The following is a 17177-nucleotide window of genomic DNA, read 5'->3' on the forward strand; positions in this document are numbered from 1 at the left end:
AAGATTCTAAAAAGAAGTGTTTTACGTCAAATATTAAAAAAAGCAAAACTAAAAATTAAAAACATGAATTACTATTTCTCAAAATCACTCGTCAATATAACCTTTGATGAAGCTATTCAAAAAGTAACAGAATCATTAAAGGAGGAAGGCTTTGGCATATTGACAGAAATAGACATTAAAGCTACCCTAAAGAATAAACTGGATGTAGATTTTTATAATTACAAAATCCTCGGGGCATGCAATCCGCCTTATGCCTACAAAGCTTTATTGGAAGAAGATAAAATAGGTGCAATGTTGCCTTGCAATGTAATTGTGCAGGAAAGAGAAACCGGACACATAGAGGTTTCTGCAGTTAATCCTAATGCATCTATGCAAGCGGTAGAAAACAAAGATTTGCAATCTATTTCCAATGAGATAAGTGCCAAGCTACAAAAAGTAATTAAAGCTTTATAGTATCGGGCCTTAATATGGCGAAAATATTTTCTTTAATAAAAAGCCATTTCACATCATTTGGAACCAGAGAAAATTTTAATCAGATTTTTTAAAAAAAACAAATGAATATTAACTTAAATAATTATGTAATGAAAAACTTTTTAATTTTTTTGGCCCTCCCAATACTGTTATTGACATCAAGTTGCAAATCTGCTTTTAGTGCTTCTAAAACCCTGCAAAATGATGAGAATCGTAAGGAACTTTATCAAAATATAATTTCAGATACAGTTAGATTTTCTGAATTTTTGGAAATGGCGAATAGTAATAAAAATGCCCGTATGATGATTTAAGAGCACAAATCGAAGATTCACCAAATTTTTTTTAAAAAAAAGAAAGCATTGGTAAATTCATTACCATCATTAAATTCATAGGTCAAATTTGCAAATTACAGGCTTACCAAATAATGAATTTGGTCACGAAAAAAAATGAGATCGCATGTTGGTAGTCCTCTGGAATAGTTAAAACATTTTTAATGATCAATTTATAAAAATAATTCTTTCTTTAAAAATTTTAAAATTGACCAGTATCAGATTTCATAATGATGAAGATCATTTTGCTTCTGAGGAGGTTTATGGAACTTTGAGTTCCTTTAATAATGAAAGGATCATCATCAAATTTTATAAAAATCAAATAAGTGTTTAACAGGAAAGTGGAGGATTGCAGATATGTGGCATCTATTTTTATCAAAGACCGGCATTCTATAGGCAATTTTAAAAATTCCAAAATTAAAATTTCAAATTAAAATGAAAACAAATGTAGAATTACAACGGGACGTGCAGGAAGCAATCCAATGGGAGCCATTATTACACGCTGCGGAAATAGGAGTAACCGCGAAAGACGGTGTAGTTTCTTTGACGGGCGTGGTTGACAGCTATGCAAAAAAGAAAGAAGCAGAAGATGCTGCTAAAAGAGTGAGTGGCGTAAGAGCTTTGGTTGAAAATATTGAGGTGAAAATTCCCAGTGCCTGGTCAAAAACCGATGCGCAAGTCGCTAATGAGGTTTTAGAAGCTTTGAAAGCCGATTGGTCAGTTCCAAATGATAAAGTATCCGTAAAAGTAGAGGACGGTTGGGTGACTTTAGAGGGTGAGTTGCCCTGGAATTTCGAGAAAGAAGCCGCCAGCAACGCAGTGAAATATCTTACGGGAGTAAAAGGAGTCATCAATAATATAAAAATTAAATCCGAGGTACACGATAAAATTGAACAGAAAACCATTAAAAATGCCCTTAGAAGAAGTGCAATTGACGATAGTGAAATCGAGGTTTCAGTTTCAGGTACAACTGCTACTTTAACAGGAGTCGTTAATTCCTGGTATGCCAAAGAGGAGGCAAGCCGTATTGCCTGGAAAACACCTGGGATTTGGCATGTGAAAAATGAACTTGCAGTTGATTACGAATATGCTTATTAACCACTGATAACATTTTTTTAATGATACAGCCGCAATCACAGGTATTAAATCAAATGATCAGTATTGATCTGACTGAATCTGAAAAAGCTCAAAAGTGTTGAAACCGTATAATTTGCAAGCAGCGGTTAAAAGTCATTGGGATGCCGTAAAAACATCGCGAAGTTGGGAATCACTTCAGTGCCAAAATTTAAAATACTGTTCATTATTTAAAGCACTGAATGAAAAGGTGCTTTTAAATTTGTTTTCACAGTGTACAATAAGACATAAACACATTTGGAACCGAAACAATAATGAGTCGTGAAATTAATTTAAGATGAACGTAATGAAAAAACTGGAAAATAAAGTTGCCGTTATCACTGGTGGTTCAGGCAGCATTGGTAAAACGACCGCGAGATTATTTTTAGAAAATGGCGCTAAGGTACTTTTGGTAGATCTTTCTGAAGATGCACTGAAAAATACGGTGAAGGAATTAAATAGTGAGCAGGTAAAATATTGTGCAGCAGATGTGTCAAAAGCAGATGAGGTCAAAAAATATGTTAATGAAGCGGCACAGTTATTCGGGAAAATTGATGTTTTTTTCAACAATGCCGGTATTGAAGGGACCGTAAAACCCATCACCGATTATCCTGAAGAGGTTTTTGATAAAGTCATTTCCGTTAATATTAAAGGAGTGTGGTTGGGCAATAAATATGTTTTGCCCCAAATGAATGATGGCGGCAGTATCATTATGACTTCCTCGGTTGCAGGAATACGGGGTTTTGCGGGCTTAAGTGCTTACACCGCCAGTAAACACGCTGTGGTGGGTATTATGAGATGTACAGCAATTGAAGCTGCTCCGAGAAAAATAAGAGTCAATTCTGTACATCCGTCACCGGTAAATAACCGGATGATGCGTTCTATAGAAGAAACTTCATCTCCAGGCCATGGAGAAGAAGTTAAAAAACAGTTTGAAGCTGCTATACCGCTGGGACGGTATGCTGAACCTATAGAAATTGCACAATTAGTTTTATTTCTTGCCAGCGGTGACAGCCAGTTTATCACGGGTACAACCCAAGTTATTGACGGCGGCATGTGTGCACAGTAATACAGATTACAGACCTTTTATGATCAGTTTTCTGCAGGTTAAAACAAAACCGGAAGTATTGTAACTTAAACTTAAACCTCTTCCGATAAGGTGACTGTAATTTTAGCTGATGAAAATTTGCTTAGCCAAAAATGACCTTTGGAATATTGAGAGGTCTGCTTTTTAGGAAAACATCCATTTTTGAAAGGCTGATTCTTATTATTTGGATTTTTGCGGTTCCTTATAATATTCCCGGACAAAGAGGCTCAAAAGACACGCCGCTTGATTTGCTGAAAAAGCGCTTTGCTTAAGAAGAAATCAGCACAGAAGAGTATCAGGAAAGGAAAAAACAGTTGACTGGAATCCTTTATTGTCAAATGCCAAATACCGTAGGAACAGGGCATCATTAAGGAACAATCAGAAGGAAGGTGATGATAAAAAATAGAGAAATTAAAAATAATGATAAGTTTAACGGTATATTGTACCAACAAAATGCATCAGTAATATGTCGGTCAAACATAATATTCGATCCGCAACCAGAAAAATAAAAGAATTCTTTGGGCTTTTTGGTCCTGGGATTACTACCGGTGCAGCTGATGATGACCCTTCCGGTATCGCCACCTATTCGCAAACCGGTGCACAATTTGGCTATGGGCAATTGTGGACAGCGCTATATATGCTGCCCTTTATGACGGCTGTGCAGGAAGCCTGTGCGAGGATAGGGATGGTTACCGGCAAAGGACTTACTGCTGTTATCAAAGATCATTATAATAAAAAGGTACTGTATGCTTCCGTGGGGCTGGTTGTTATCGCCAACACCATTAATATAGGTGCAGATATCGGTGCGATGGCCGCCGCTGCGCAGCTTCTTATTCCTGTTCACTTTGTCGTACTTACGGTAAGCTTTACCATTCTTATCCTTTTGTTAGAGATCTTTATGAGTTATAGGGTGTATTCAAAAGTACTTAAATGGCTGGCTTTATCACTGCTTGCCTATCCTCTCACCGCATTTATTATCGATCAGCCCTGGGCAGAAGTGTTAAAAGCATCTGTTGTTCCTCATTTTGAGTTTTCTTTTAGTTTTCTGTTCATCATCACCGGGGTGTTTGGTACTACCATTACCCCATATATGTTTTTCTGGCAGGCATCTCAAGAAGTAGAGGAGGAAAAGGAAAAAGGGCTCATACGGGATGGGAAGCCCAGAATCAGATGGGCCCATATCCACGCTATGAGGAAAGACAATAACATTGGGATGATCATCTCGGAATTCACTACCTGGTGTATCATACTGGTCGGCGGAACTGTACTTCATAAGAGTGGCGTTACCGACATCGGAACTGCCGCCGATGCAGCCAGGGCTTTGGAGCCTCTGGTGAACTCTTTCCCGAATTCGGGACTTCTGTCCAAGATGATATTTGCTATAGGGATTATCGGTCTCGGTATGCTTGCAGTACCGGTACTATCGGGGTCGGCTTCCTATGCCGTGTCCGAGGTCTTTAATTGGGATGCGAGTTTAGGACTCAAATTCAAAAAAGCAAAAGGCTTTTATATGGTCATTATCCTATCAACCCTCATCGGCCTGGCAATGAATTTTATTGGCATTGATCCGGTAAAAGCTCTAGTTTATACCGCTGTACTCAATGGAGTAGCCGCAGTACCGCTGCTGTTTCTTATCGTACGGATATCCACAAGTGAACAGATTATGGGTGATTTCAAAAGCGGATGGCTGTCCAAAGGATTGTTATGGGCGACCTTTATCGTCATGGCAGCAGCATCTATTGCCATGTTCGCTGCCTTTTAACATCAAAAGAAGTTGATGTAAAATAAAGAAGTAAAATCTCAAAAAATACATGAATCTTAACTCGCGCTTCTATAATAACCAAGACCGATCATCTTAAAGATAATTAATGGATATCTGTCTTTAATCATCATGATAAAACAGGTTGCAGCTTTTGTGACTGTTATGGTTTTTAAAACAAATAAAACAGGCTCTGATAATTCACAAGAATATATTTTAAAAACAATTAAAAATGCAAACTTTAAAGGTATTTCACACTCAAAAGACGCATGTCTGCATCAAAATGGTACATTCTGGGGACACCTGTGGGAATATTTACTGCGCAAATATCCTGCGGACTGATATTTTCCAGATGCATCATTAAAGCCCGCAAGCTGTTACCATGAGCCACAATCAAAACATTTTTACCCATTTTTAACTGCGCAACGATTATATTTTCATAATATGGAATAACACGTTTAGCGGTATCTGCGAGACTTTCGCCGCCAGGTGGGCGGATATCATAACTTCTTCTCCAGACTTGGACCTGTTCCACCCCGTGTTTCTGCGCCGTTTCTGCTTTATTGAGTCCCTGCAAACTGCCGTACATCCTTTCGTTCAGGGCACTGTTTTTTACGATGGGGATTTTTAAATGAATTTCATGGAGGATAATCTCCAGACTCTCCCAAGCTCTGACCAGCATGGAAGTGTATGCGATATCAAAAACATAACCCTTGAGTTTCGCGCCTGCATTCTTTGCTTCCTGGCGGCCAAGAGGGGTCAATCCAATATCGAGGGTTCCGGTGAAACGGTTCTCAAAATTGTATAGCGATTGCCCGTGTCGTACGAAGATTAATAGAGCCATTTTATCATTTTAAAGAACGGTTGAGTACAGTTGTAACCTGCTGAAATCAAGATAAAATTTACTGAGAACAGTGCTTAATTTGACCTTATCACTCATAAAACAGTTGAAAATTTTATGCTAAGTGTTTTTTACCCGGATCGTTTGTTATAATTTAATATTGCCCATCCATTAAAAAAAATAGCAAAGCCGATCAAGGCCAATATCTGGTATTTGATATCTGCCAGTCCGCTGCCTTTCAACATCACCATCCGCATTACCTCGATAAAATAAGAAACCGGATTAAATTTCGTGATAATCTGTGCCCAGTGCGGCATACTTTCAATGGGAGTGTACAATCCGCTCAACAGATTAAAAACCATTGTCACGAAAAAAGACACCAGCATCGATTGCTGCTGAGTTTGGGCATAGGTAGAAAGCAATAAACCCAGTCCGAGTATCGCCAGGAGGTAAATGGTTGCAAACATATAAATGGTACTGTAATGACCCAGCGGCACTATTCCGTACACGAATCTGGCGATGAGGAGTCCCATGGTCAAAACGATGATTGCTAGCATCCAAAACGGAATGAGTTTACCCAAAATGAACTGTATTTTCCTGATGGGGCTTACATTGATCTGTTCGAGAGTACCCATTTCTTTTTCCCTGACGATATTGTTTGAAGCGAAGGACGAACCGATCATCGTTATGAGCATGACCAGTATTCCGGGAACCATAAAAACACGGTAATTCATATTAGGATTGTACCAGTTGGCTGAAACGATTTTGATAGTTGGCTGTCGGTTAAACCGCTCATCCTGTAACCATTGTGTGCGGATGTCCTGATTGTAATCCTGTATGATCTGTTGTATATAAGCGCCTCCCAATCCGGCTTTAACACCATTTACAGCATCTACCGCAACGAAAAGGGTACCCTGATCTTCTTTGATGAGGTTTCTTTCAAAATGGGCCGGAATTTCCAGAATAAGATCGGTTTTGTCTGATTCAATGGCTTTCATTCCCTGCTGAAAACTGGGGCTGTAATCTTTCAGACGGAAATATCCGGAAGATATTACCTTATTGACAAGCTTACGCGAGTATTCAGAATGGTCACGATCGACTACGCCCAGGTTTATGTTTTTGATTTCATAGTCAGCGGCGAGGGGTAAAATAAGCAACTGTACCATAGGCATGACAAACAGTATTCTTATAATGGCCGGGTCCCGGAAGATCTGTAACAGTTCTTTCCACAACAAAAACTTCATCATTCTCATGTCAGTCTGATTTTAAATTTATAAATACTTGCGACAAGTAATATTGACGTCATGGCAATTAAAACCAGAGTTTCCTTCCAGACTGATGCAAAACCAAGTCCTTTAATCATGACATCTTTTACGATGATGAAATACCATTTTGCCGGCACCAAATTGGATATGACCTGCAAAGGAACAGGCATATTTTCAATAGGAAACATAAAACCGCTGAACAGCAGGGTAGGCAGGAATAAGCTCATCATTGAAGTAAACATCGCCGTTTGCTGGGTTTTGGCGGTATTGGAAATTAATATTCCCACCGAAAGAGAGGTAACGGTAAATAAAATGCTCTCGGCAATCAATAAACCCAGGTTTCCGGTGATGGGCACCTCCAGTGCGTAAACGCTGAGCAAAAGTATGCTGGCGATATTGACCATCGAAACCAAAAGATAAGGAATCGTTTTGGCAATGATGATCCGAAAGGGTTTTAAAGGAGACACCAAAATGACTTCCATCGTGCCCATTTCCTTCTCCCTGACAATCGAGATGGAGGTCATCATGGCGCATACCAGCATCAATACGAGTGCCATGACGCCGGGGACAAAATTGTAAGCTCCTTTCAGTTCAGGGTTGTAAAGCATTCTCAGCTGGGTATGGATGGTGTATGGCATTTCCTGAGCAGGATTGATCGTCTGCTGATAATCCTTAATTATTGAAGTGGCATAATTGGTGAGGGTGTTTGCGGTATTGGGATCAGAAGCGTCGGCTATGAGCTGTATCTGAGCCTGATTGCTGTGCAGGAGATCATACCTGAATTTTGCAGGAAATACAATGGCGACCCTCATCTCATCCTTGCGGAAAGCAGCTTCGATATCTTTATAGGAATAAAGGTTCCTGGCCAGATCGAAATATCTGCTGGCGGCTATTTCATTGGAGATCACCATGGTGGCTTCGTCTTTGGACTGATCGAAAATTGCGATTTTAGAGTTTTTCACTTCAGTAGTAAGGGCAAAGCCATACAGAACAATCTGGATAATGGGCATAAAAAGAAGAATGAACAGCGTTCTGCGGTCTCTCCAAATGTGAAGCCATTCTTTTTTCACAAAAATTAAAAACTGTTTCATTTTTTGAAGATTAATTTTCTGTCCGTACCGCTTTTCTTGCCAGCTGTAAAAAAACACTGTCCATCGATGATGCCGAATACTGTTTCATAAGATTTTCGGGGGTGTCGAGCGCATCAATCCTTCCATCCACCATAATAGAAATCCGGTTGCAGTATTCTGCTTCATCCATATAATGGGTTGTAACAAAAATGGTGATGCCTTTTGCAGACGCTTCATAAATCAGATTCCAGAATTCCCGTCTTGTAATGGGATCGACACCGCCTGTGGGTTCATCCAAAAAAACGATGGCGGGATCATGAATGATGGCAATCGATAAAGCCAGTTTTTGCCGCCACCCGAGAGGCAAAGCCTTCACCAGTGTTTTTTCCTGACCCACGATGTGCAGCTGCTCCAGCAGGAAGGCTGTTTTTTCCTTAATCAGTTTATCAGTTAAACCGTAGATGCCGGCATAAAACCGGATATTTTCTCTAATGGTCAGGTCTTCATAAAGAGAGAACTTCTGACTCATGTAACCGATGTGTTTTTTGATCTGTTCGTTCTGTTTGTAAACATCAAAGCCGGCGACGGTGGCCAATCCCGAAGTAGGCAGAGACAAGCCGCACAGCATGCGCATCGCAGTAGTTTTACCGGCGCCATTGGCTCCTATAAAGCCAAAAATTTCCCCTTTTCTCACGTCAAAAGAAATTTTATCGACTGCGGTAAAATCACCAAACTGTTTGGTGAGCTCTTTGGCTGTTATTACTTTTTCTGTTTCCATGGTTACTCCTGCATTAATGCCATAAAACAATCTTCGACACTGGGTTCAATTAATTTAACTTCGCTCTGGCTGTATTTTCCCTGTGCAATAATCTGTTCCAATTGGGCTTTACTGTTTCCCTCAGTTTTAAAAACAACGTGATGCACCTGCCCAAAAGGATAGCAACTTGCTATTGATGCATTTTTTTTAATGTCATTCATCAGCTGGAACATATCGTCGGCTTTTACAGACCATAACTGTTTTTTAAATTCACTGACAATACCTTTTGGGGTATTCACTGACAAAAGCTTTCCTTTCTGGATCAGCGCCACTCTGTCGCAAAGGCTGGCCTCGTCCATATAAGGGGTAGAAACCAGTATTGCGATGCCCTGATTTTTGAGCCTGTAAAGCATTTCCCAGAACTCTTTGCGGGATACCGCATCGACCCCCGTTGTAGGTTCATCGAGAAACAACACGGATGGTTTGTGAATGAGCGCGCAGCAAAGTGCCAGCTTTTGCTTCATCCCTCCGGACAGCTGGCCTGCTTTCCGTGTTTTAAAAGGTTCGATCTGCCGGTAAATCTCCTTGATCATTTCATAATTCTGTTCAATAGTGGTATTAAAAATTGTGGCAAAAAACTCGAGATTTTCCTGAACCGACAAATCTTGGTACAAGGAAAATTTTCCGGGCATATAACCGATGCTGCTGCGTATCTGTTTGTAATCTTTGATCACATCAAAACCATCTATTGAAGCACTTCCGCTGTCAGCCAACGCCAGGGTTGTCAGAATATGGAAAAGAGACGTTTTTCCTGCACCATCGGGACCGATAAGACCGAATATTTCTCCTTTTTCCACGCTGAAGTTGATGCCTGTTACGGCCTCAATGACTTCCTTTTTCACCCGATAGGTTTTTGTGATATTTTCAATGATTATGGTGGGGCGCATTTCATTAAAATTTTACATTACCATACATTCCGATTTTCAAATAACCATCGTTCTTTACGTGAATCTTAACCGCATAAACAAGATTAGCCCGTTCTTCTTTGGTCTGAATGGTTTTGGGGGTAAATTCTGCTTTATCAGAGATCCAGATAATGGTACCGGTGTATGTTCTGTAAGAATTCGGACTGCTGTCTACCAGTACTTTTACCTGTTGGTTTAGTTTGATTTGTGCCAGTTGTGTTTCTGTAATATAAGCCCTTAAGGTAATTACAGATAAATCACCGATTTTATACACGGGTTTTCCTATGGCGGTCATTTCGCCAGCCATTGCATATTTTGTGAGTACGGTTCCGTTTATTGGATTGATGATGTTTGTTCTTTTCAGCTGATCATTAATTTGTGCTACCGATTTTTTTAAGGGCTTAAATTCGCTCAGTACCGAACTGTTTTGGACAGCTGTTGTGGTTTCCTGCACTTTTATCTGTTGTTCCTGCACTTTTATTTGTTTTTGCAGTACCTCGATTGCATTATTCCAGTCATCCAGTTGTTTGCCGGTAGCCGCGTCTGCTTTTAATAATCTTTCGGTACGTTTTTTTTCATGGATTGCATTAGCGAGCTGAACTTTCTGTACCGCAATTTGATCTTTGAGCATTTTAACCTGAGGTCTTACGTCCATTGTTTTTTGATGCAATGCAGCCATAGTGGCCTCCACCTGCGCTTTTTGTAAATTAAGAGGGATAGAGTCGATCACACCTACAACGCTCCCTTTTTTAAGTATTGAGCCTTCCTCCACATTTAGGGATATTATCTTACCCGGTACTTCCGATGAAACGATGACTTCATCTACCTCAAAGGTACCTTCGGCATCATACAATGCATTGTTTGAATTGCATCCCGTGACAGTCAGACCCAGTAGAACGGTGTATAAAAAGCTCCTGATTTTCATTATTGATTGTTTAGCGTTTGAATGTTTCCTGTGGTGCTTTGGTAATTGTACTGCTCCTGTAAAAGCTTTATTTCATGAAGGATACGGGTCTGGCGGGCTTTGTTCTCTGCATTGACTTCATTGATGTAATCGTGAGCGCTTAAAACTCCGTTTTCCAACTGTGCGGCCGCTGCCTTTTTTACAGATTCGAGTAAAGCAATGATAGCGTCGTCTTTTTTAAAAAGTTCTGCATATTTTTCGATGCTGGCGCGTTGTTGTTTTTGGGAAATTTTGGTGTTGAACAGAAAAGTTTCCTTTTGTATGTCAAGTGTTTCTTTGTTTAGAGCCAGTATTTTCTTTTGATTTTGTAAGGTATATAAACCTCCCAGGTCCCAATTTAATCTGAGTCCGCCAATATAATACCAGGAAAAATCGTTGCTCAGTGGGTTGAGACCCGGGCGCGCATATCCGCCCTGAACAAAAAAGCCAAGTCTCGGCCGAAGCTGTATTTTTAAAAGTTGTTCCTGCAAATCATCTATTTTTTTCTGCGCCTCATAAAATAAAATTTCCGGCCGGTTGATTTCTTCTGAAATGATGGGAGCGGCCGGTTTTTCAAGAACAGAGTTTTCATCAAGAGGAACATTGATTAGCAAACTCAGCATACCCAGGTATGCTTTTTTTGTGGCATTTAATTCTGTCTGAGACTGTTCTGCCTGCAAAAGTTGGGCGGTAAGTTCATCCACATTGCTTCTGTATGCGAGACCGTTTGCAACCAAAGCTTTGGTCTTGTCGATTCCATTCTGAATATCAGATTTCAATAAACCGTTGATTTTTAACTGTTCATCAATGATTACAGCGCCAAAAAACAATTGGTTAATACGGTCGTATAAAGTATATAATTCAATTTTTAGATTTTGCTGCTGAACGGTTTCGTTGGCTTTTGCAGCTTTTTTTTGATTGGATATGCGCCCGCCATCATAGATCACCTGGTTTATTTCACCGTAGATTTTATATTGATCCTTGCTGTAATTGGGTAATGTAAAAAGAGGGTTGTTCAGCGGAAAATCAGTCACCGTAGACTGGTAAGTAGCTTGCCCGTTAATGGATAAAGTAGGCAGATATCCTTTGGCTGCATTGGCAACAGAATATTCAGCTGTTTTTGCAATCAGGTGCGCCTGCTGGATGAGCGGATAATTTTTGTAGGCCAGTTGGTAGGCTGATGCGATGTCAACTTTTGCAGGCTCCTGTGCATGGATATGATGTCTGCCAAAAAGCATTAAAATAGCGGTAATGGTTGCCATTGTAAATTTCCTCCTTAGCGAATTTGTTGGTTTTATCATAATGCAATCCTTATTGAACTGTTGGCAGGTAAATGTTTCTATGGAATCCATCAATGCAGGTGAATCCTGATGTTGGCTGTTTAGGCCGTGTTTATGGATCACGGATCATCATTTTAAAATTTTCACTTTTTTTTGTACTCCATATCCACAGGCAGATGTATGGAGTGTACATTTATTATTATATTAAATTTCGGATTTATTAAGTCTGTACAGTTATATATATATAAAAATAAATTATACATATAGCAGATGAGCAGTCGTTTGTGACAACATTTTGCAACAAAACTCAAACTGCAATTTTGCCCAATAGGCGACTTTATTTCCATTTGAGATGGTTAACCCTACCGATGATTTTGATCTCGGCACAGAATTTATCCGGAATATACTTTTGCAAAGTTCCAAACCTGTTTTCCGGTTTTGGTTGGTGGATGTAAAAAAAGAGAAGAAAACAGATAAAGACCTTTATTGAAGAAATAAAGGCTCATAATCCGGGAGAAGACAGTTTTGCGCAGTTGCAAAATCTAACCGTCACCTCAAAGAATTCACTTGGTGTTGTGCGGTCAATTTTAGATGTTCCTACAACCTTAATTATTTCGCATCCAAATTGAAAGCAATAATTCTGGTTTCCTGCGGTAAAATATTATTATGCTGTGTTTTAAGAAGATTCTTAACTGTTTGAAGTATTTGCCTTCCAAAAGAAAATTATCAGTGGCAGCGGTGAAAAATAAACTTTCATCTTAAAAACTTTTATTAATTAAAATTAAGCATTATTTTTGGGTGAATATTATGATTTTAAACAGCCTATTTACCCATCAGCGGACCGGAAACCATCCCGCAACTTCAGCTTCGCGAACCGATTTCCAGAGAGATTTTGACCGTATTATTTTTTCAGCGGCATTCCGAAGATTACAGAATAAAACCCAGGTTTTTCCGCTTCCCGGAAGTGTTTTTGTACACAACCGACTGACGCATTCTCTGGAAGTTTCTTCTGTTGGCCGAAGTTTGGGAAGTGCCGTTGGAGATTTTATTTTTAACAATTATAAAAATGATCTCGACGAAAATGCACAGAATTTTTATCAGCATAATTTACACAATGTCATCGCCGCAGCTTGTCTGTGTCATGATGTCGGAAACCCAGCCTTCGGACATTCCGGCGAGGATGCTATTGCCAGTTATTTTGAGAAAAATGAAAAAGATTTAAAAGGAAAATTCAACGAAAAAGAATGGGCAGATCTGGTGAATTTTGAAGGAAATGCAAATGCCATCAGAGTTTTAACACACCAGCAAACCGGCAAAGATGAAGGCGGAACACAGCTAACCTATACCACGCTGGCAAGTATTGCAAAATATCCGTGTGAAGCAATTGCCAAGAAAAAAGGGATCATTCACCGCAAGAAATTCGGTTTTTTTCAAAATGAAAAAGAGACCTTTCTGAACATTGCAAAATCAGTTCATCTTCATCAGGAAAGTGAGGAGCCAACGATTTTTAAAAGACATCCTTTTGTGTGGCTGGTAGAAGCTGCTGATGATATTTGCTACAACATCATCGATATGGAAGATGCGCACCGGTTGGGAATTGTTTCTACTTCTGACTGCGAAAATCTGTTCCTCGAACTGATAAAATCCGAAAATGGAAATACCAAAAGAGTAGAAGATAAATTAGCGATTTTGACCAATGCTAATGAGAGAATTTCTTACTTAAGAGCAAAAGTAATCAATGCATTGATTAATAAATCCATTCAGATTTATCAGGAACGTTTTCTGGATATTTTACACGGGACTTTAGATAAAGCTTTGCTCGATATTTATAAAATTGACAATCCGTCTTTGCAGGAAATCGAAAACTTTTCAATTGATAAAATTTACAATCATAAAAACGTCATCGAAATAGAAAATGCCGGTTATAACGTAATGTACGAATTGCTGAATCATTTTATTCCGCCGATTTTGACAGAGAAATCCCAGCGGAAATCTTACGATAAAATGGCTTTGAAGCTTTTGCCCAAACAGTTTCTGTATGAAGATGCATCTGATTACCAAAAAGTTCTCGGTGTAATTGATTTCGTTTCCGGGATGACCGACAATTTCGCGACTGATTTATATAGAAAAATTAAAGGAATTGATATCGGAATGACGATGTAAATTCGCAAAATTTTAATTATCTTTATCCAAAATCAAAACGATTTAATAAAAACCATTAAAAAAATTCCAATGACTTATTTAGGATTTATTATCTTTTTCGCCCTTGTTGTTTTATTTGCCTCCTTTTTTACGGTGAAGCAGGCAACCGCTGCAATTGTAGAGCGCTTAGGGAAATTTCATACCGTACGCCAATCGGGTTTACATTTAAAAATTCCGTTCATCGATCAGGTTGCCAAAAGAATGAACCTGAGAATTCAGCAGTTAGATGTGATTATTGATACCAAAACTTTGGACAACGTTTTCATCAGAATGAAAGTTTCCGTTCAGTATCAAGTTATCGCCTCGCAGGTTGCCGACTCTTTTTACCGGTTAGAAAATCCGGAAAACCAAATCACCTCTTACGTTTTTGACGTAGTAAGAGCGGAAGTCCCAAAGTTGAAACTGGATGATGTTTTCGTAAGAAAAGACGACGTTGCAATTGCAGTCAAAGGAGAACTTCAGGAAGCGATGCAAAGTTATGGTTATGACATTATCAAAGCGTTGGTAACCGATATCGATCCCGATGAACAGGTGAAACATGCGATGAACAGAATTAATGCTGCGGAACGTGAAAAAACGGCTGCAGAATACGAATCTGAAGCACAGAAAATCAGAATTGTTGCCGTAGCGAAAGCTGAAGCGGAATCTAAAAAATTACAGGGTCAAGGTATTGCCGATCAGCGGAGAGAAATCGCCGCCGGTTTGGTAGAATCCGTGAAAATGCTGAACGAAGCGAATATCAATGCACAGGAAGCTTCTGCTTTAATTGTGGTAACACAGCATTATGATACGCTTCAGGCAATTGGTTCCACGAACAAAAGCAGCTTGGTATTGTTGCCGAATTCGCCAAATTCCGCAAGTACTTTATTAAATGATTTAATGGTTTCTATGGCTGCCACCCAGCAAATGGAACATATTAAAGAATAAGTTATTTTCTGTATTTATAAAATTAAACCAACTTTTCGGAGTTGGTTTTTTTTGGCGGAAATTTTGAAAACCTTCTTAATAAGTTCATATTGATAATTTAAGTAAAAAATTTAACAATAAAAAAGCTGAACAATAAGATATTTTTAGCTTTTTTATTAATTTTACTATTATAACTGTTAAATTATCTTACTTTTGGATAAATTTAAAAAAAAATATTTTATGAAAAAAATTTCTTTATTGTTGGTTTTAGTATTTTTTACTAAAATTTACTCCCAAAAACAAATCTTTGAAGCACCCAACCTAAAAGAAAAAATTGCTGCTCAGAAAACGGTTGCAATTATTCCTTTCGATGTAAGCATTAACTACAAGAAACAACCCAAAAATTTTAGTGCAGAAGCTAATAAGGAGCAAGAAAAAAAAATGTCAACAAGTGTTCAGACAAGTATGTATACTTTTCTTTTGAGAAAACGAGACAATTATTTAGTTTCATTTCAAGATGTTGACAAAACTAATATTTTGCTTAAAAAATCAGGAATGCTAGATAAGCTAGACGAGTTTACAAAAGATGAAATTGCTGAAATTTTGGGTGTTGATGCAATTATTGGCGGAAAATATGAAATTGAACAAACTAAATCAGAAGCTGGTGCAATTGCAACGGCTGTATTACTTGGTGGTTTCGGTGGCAAAACAGGAACAGGAACATTGACGATGACGATAAATGATGGAGTTGATGGTGATTTACTTTGGAGATTTTTTAAAACTTTGGATGATAGTATTGCAACTTCTACAGATGATGTTATTGAACGTATGATGAGAAAGGTTTCAAGAAATTTCCCTTATCAAGTTAAGTAATATTGTTAAAAATACTTAGATTATAATGTCCTAAAAAGTTAAATTTTAGGGCATTTTTTTTGGGCTTTATTTTAATTCTTAATTAGTTGAGTAACCTTAACAGTAGAATCATCTTTCACTTTAATCATAAGTAATTCATTATTATTTAAAACATTTTTAAGTATTTTTGCATGACTTATGATTAACAGCGACCAAATAAAAGACGTTCAATCCAGAATCGGCGAATTGTATAAATATTTACAAATCGACCGAAAAAAAATTGAAATTGCAAACGACGAAGAAAAAACGGTGTCACCAGAATTTTGGAATCATCCGAAAGAAGCAGAAGTTTTTATGAAGCAACTTCGGTCCAAGAAAAAATGGGTCAACGATTACGAAGAAATTTTCGCGCGTTTTGAAGATATTCAGGTATTGATGGAATTTGCCAAAGAAGATCCGGATTCCGAAAAAGAACTGAACGAATCTTTCCCGGTACTTATAAAGAAGATTGAAGATTTAGAATTTAAAAACATGCTTTCCAACGAAGGCGATGAACTTTCTGCCGTTCTGCAGATCACGGCAGGAGCAGGAGGCACAGAAAGCTGCGACTGGGCTTCGATGCTGATGAGGATGTACACCATGTGGGCAGAAAATCAGGGATATAAAATCCGAGAACTGAATTATCAGGAAGGCGAGGTTGCCGGTGTGAAAACGGTAACTTTAGAAATCGACGGTGAATTTGCTTTTGGATATTTAAGAGGAGAAAATGGTGTTCACCGTCTAGTGAGGATTTCACCGTTCGATTCGAATGCGAAACGGCATACCAGTTTTGTGTCGGTATACGTGTATCCTTTGGTTGATGATACCATTGAAATTAATATTAATCCGGCTGATATTTCCTTTGAAACCATGCGTTCCAGCGGCGCAGGTGGGCAAAATGTAAATAAAGTGGAAACCGCAGTCCGGCTGCGTCATGCGCCGACCGGAATTATTATTGAGAATTCCGAATCCCGTTCCCAGCTTCAAAATAAAGAAAAAGCAATGCAGCTGTTGCGTTCCCGTTTATATGAAATGGAACTCGAAGAGCGCATGAAAGCAAGAAATGAAATTGAGGCAGGAAAGATGAAAATCGAGTGGGGAAGCCAGATCAGGAATTATGTGATGCATCCTTACAAACTGGTGAAAGATGTGCGTTCCGGTTACGAAACCTCAGATGTGGATGGCGTGATGAACGGTGGTTTAACGCCTTTTCTGAAAGCATTCCTGATGGCTGATGGAACGGCTGCCCAAGAGGATGATTTTTTAATCTAAACTTTAAGAAACTTTAACAAATACTT

General features: G+C 38.8%; 16 protein-coding genes. 9 read left to right on the forward strand and 7 right to left on the reverse strand.

Annotation, left to right across the window (positions count from 1 at the left end; translation table 11 throughout):
* Nucleotides 1-63: 63 nt before the first annotated feature.
* The 5 genes from NBC122_RS08820 (at nt 64) to NBC122_RS08840 (ending at nt 4762) form a co-directional block, all read left to right on the forward strand.
* The gene (locus NBC122_RS08820; protein WP_133440025.1) at nt 64-453 is read left to right on the forward strand and encodes a DUF302 domain-containing protein; all 390 of its coding nucleotides are present in this window, start codon (nt 64-66) and stop codon (nt 451-453) included.
* A gap of 101 nt (nt 454-554) precedes the next feature.
* A complete protein-coding gene (locus NBC122_RS08825) occupies nt 555-782 on the forward strand; it encodes a hypothetical protein (protein ID WP_133440026.1) in 228 nt (75 codons plus the stop codon).
* A gap of 453 nt (nt 783-1235) precedes the next feature.
* Nucleotides 1236-1898, forward strand: coding sequence for a BON domain-containing protein (locus NBC122_RS08830; protein ID WP_133440027.1), 663 nt, complete (start codon nt 1236-1238; stop codon nt 1896-1898).
* Between the two features lie 322 nt (nt 1899-2220).
* Nucleotides 2221-2982: an SDR family NAD(P)-dependent oxidoreductase gene (locus tag NBC122_RS08835; RefSeq protein WP_133440028.1), complete on the forward strand. Its 762-nt coding sequence runs from the start codon at nt 2221-2223 to the stop codon at nt 2980-2982.
* 484 nt (nt 2983-3466) lie between these two features.
* The gene (locus tag NBC122_RS08840) at nt 3467-4762 is read left to right on the forward strand and encodes an NRAMP family divalent metal transporter (RefSeq protein WP_133440029.1); all 1296 of its coding nucleotides are present in this window, start codon (nt 3467-3469) and stop codon (nt 4760-4762) included.
* A 238-nt stretch (nt 4763-5000) separates the two neighbouring features.
* On the opposite strand, the gene NBC122_RS08845 is transcribed toward NBC122_RS08840, so the two are convergent.
* The 7 genes from NBC122_RS08845 to NBC122_RS08875 form a co-directional block, all read right to left on the reverse strand.
* Entirely contained in the window at nt 5001-5603 is a 603-nt protein-coding gene (locus tag NBC122_RS08845) for a 2,3-bisphosphoglycerate-dependent phosphoglycerate mutase (RefSeq protein ID WP_133440030.1), read from the reverse strand.
* 128 nt (nt 5604-5731) lie between these two features.
* On the reverse strand, nt 5732-6847 hold the full coding sequence (locus tag NBC122_RS08850) for an ABC transporter permease (protein WP_246012303.1): 1116 nt from the start codon (nt 6845-6847) through the stop codon (nt 5732-5734).
* Nucleotides 6848-6849: 2 nt separating this feature from the next.
* On the reverse strand, nt 6850-7956 hold the full coding sequence (locus NBC122_RS08855) for an ABC transporter permease (protein WP_133440032.1): 1107 nt from the start codon (nt 7954-7956) through the stop codon (nt 6850-6852).
* Nucleotides 7957-7966: 10 nt separating this feature from the next.
* Nucleotides 7967-8713: an ABC transporter ATP-binding protein gene (locus tag NBC122_RS08860; RefSeq protein WP_133440033.1), complete on the reverse strand. Its 747-nt coding sequence runs from the start codon at nt 8711-8713 to the stop codon at nt 7967-7969.
* Nucleotides 8714-8715: 2 nt separating this feature from the next.
* Nucleotides 8716-9639, reverse strand: a complete 924-nt coding sequence (locus NBC122_RS08865; RefSeq protein ID WP_133440034.1) for an ABC transporter ATP-binding protein — start codon at nt 9637-9639, stop codon at nt 8716-8718.
* A 4-nt stretch (nt 9640-9643) separates the two neighbouring features.
* A complete protein-coding gene (locus NBC122_RS08870) occupies nt 9644-10582 on the reverse strand; it encodes an HlyD family secretion protein (RefSeq protein WP_133440035.1) in 939 nt (312 codons plus the stop codon).
* Complete coding sequence (locus NBC122_RS08875; protein WP_221343568.1) at nt 10582-11862, reverse strand: TolC family protein; 1281 nt, start codon at nt 11860-11862, stop codon at nt 10582-10584. The genes NBC122_RS08870 and NBC122_RS08875 overlap by 1 nt, the downstream gene beginning before the upstream one ends.
* Nucleotides 11863-12687: 825 nt before the next feature.
* Between NBC122_RS08875 and dgt the strand changes: the two genes are divergently transcribed.
* The 4 genes from dgt (at nt 12688) to prfB (ending at nt 17151) form a co-directional block, all read left to right on the forward strand.
* On the forward strand, nt 12688-14043 hold the full coding sequence (dgt, locus tag NBC122_RS08880) for a dGTP triphosphohydrolase (RefSeq protein ID WP_133440036.1): 1356 nt from the start codon (nt 12688-12690) through the stop codon (nt 14041-14043).
* A gap of 69 nt (nt 14044-14112) precedes the next feature.
* Nucleotides 14113-15009, forward strand: a complete 897-nt coding sequence (locus NBC122_RS08885; protein ID WP_133440037.1) for an SPFH domain-containing protein — start codon at nt 14113-14115, stop codon at nt 15007-15009.
* Between the two features lie 219 nt (nt 15010-15228).
* Nucleotides 15229-15861: a hypothetical protein gene (locus NBC122_RS08890; protein WP_133440038.1), complete on the forward strand. Its 633-nt coding sequence runs from the start codon at nt 15229-15231 to the stop codon at nt 15859-15861.
* A gap of 177 nt (nt 15862-16038) precedes the next feature.
* Nucleotides 16039-17151, forward strand: a complete 1113-nt coding sequence (gene prfB / locus NBC122_RS08895; RefSeq protein WP_133440039.1) for a peptide chain release factor 2 — start codon at nt 16039-16041, stop codon at nt 17149-17151.
* Nucleotides 17152-17177: the final 26 nt, after the last annotated feature.

Source organism: Chryseobacterium salivictor (assembly GCF_004359195.1).
GTDB classification, from domain to species: domain Bacteria; phylum Bacteroidota; class Bacteroidia; order Flavobacteriales; family Weeksellaceae; genus Kaistella; species Kaistella salivictor.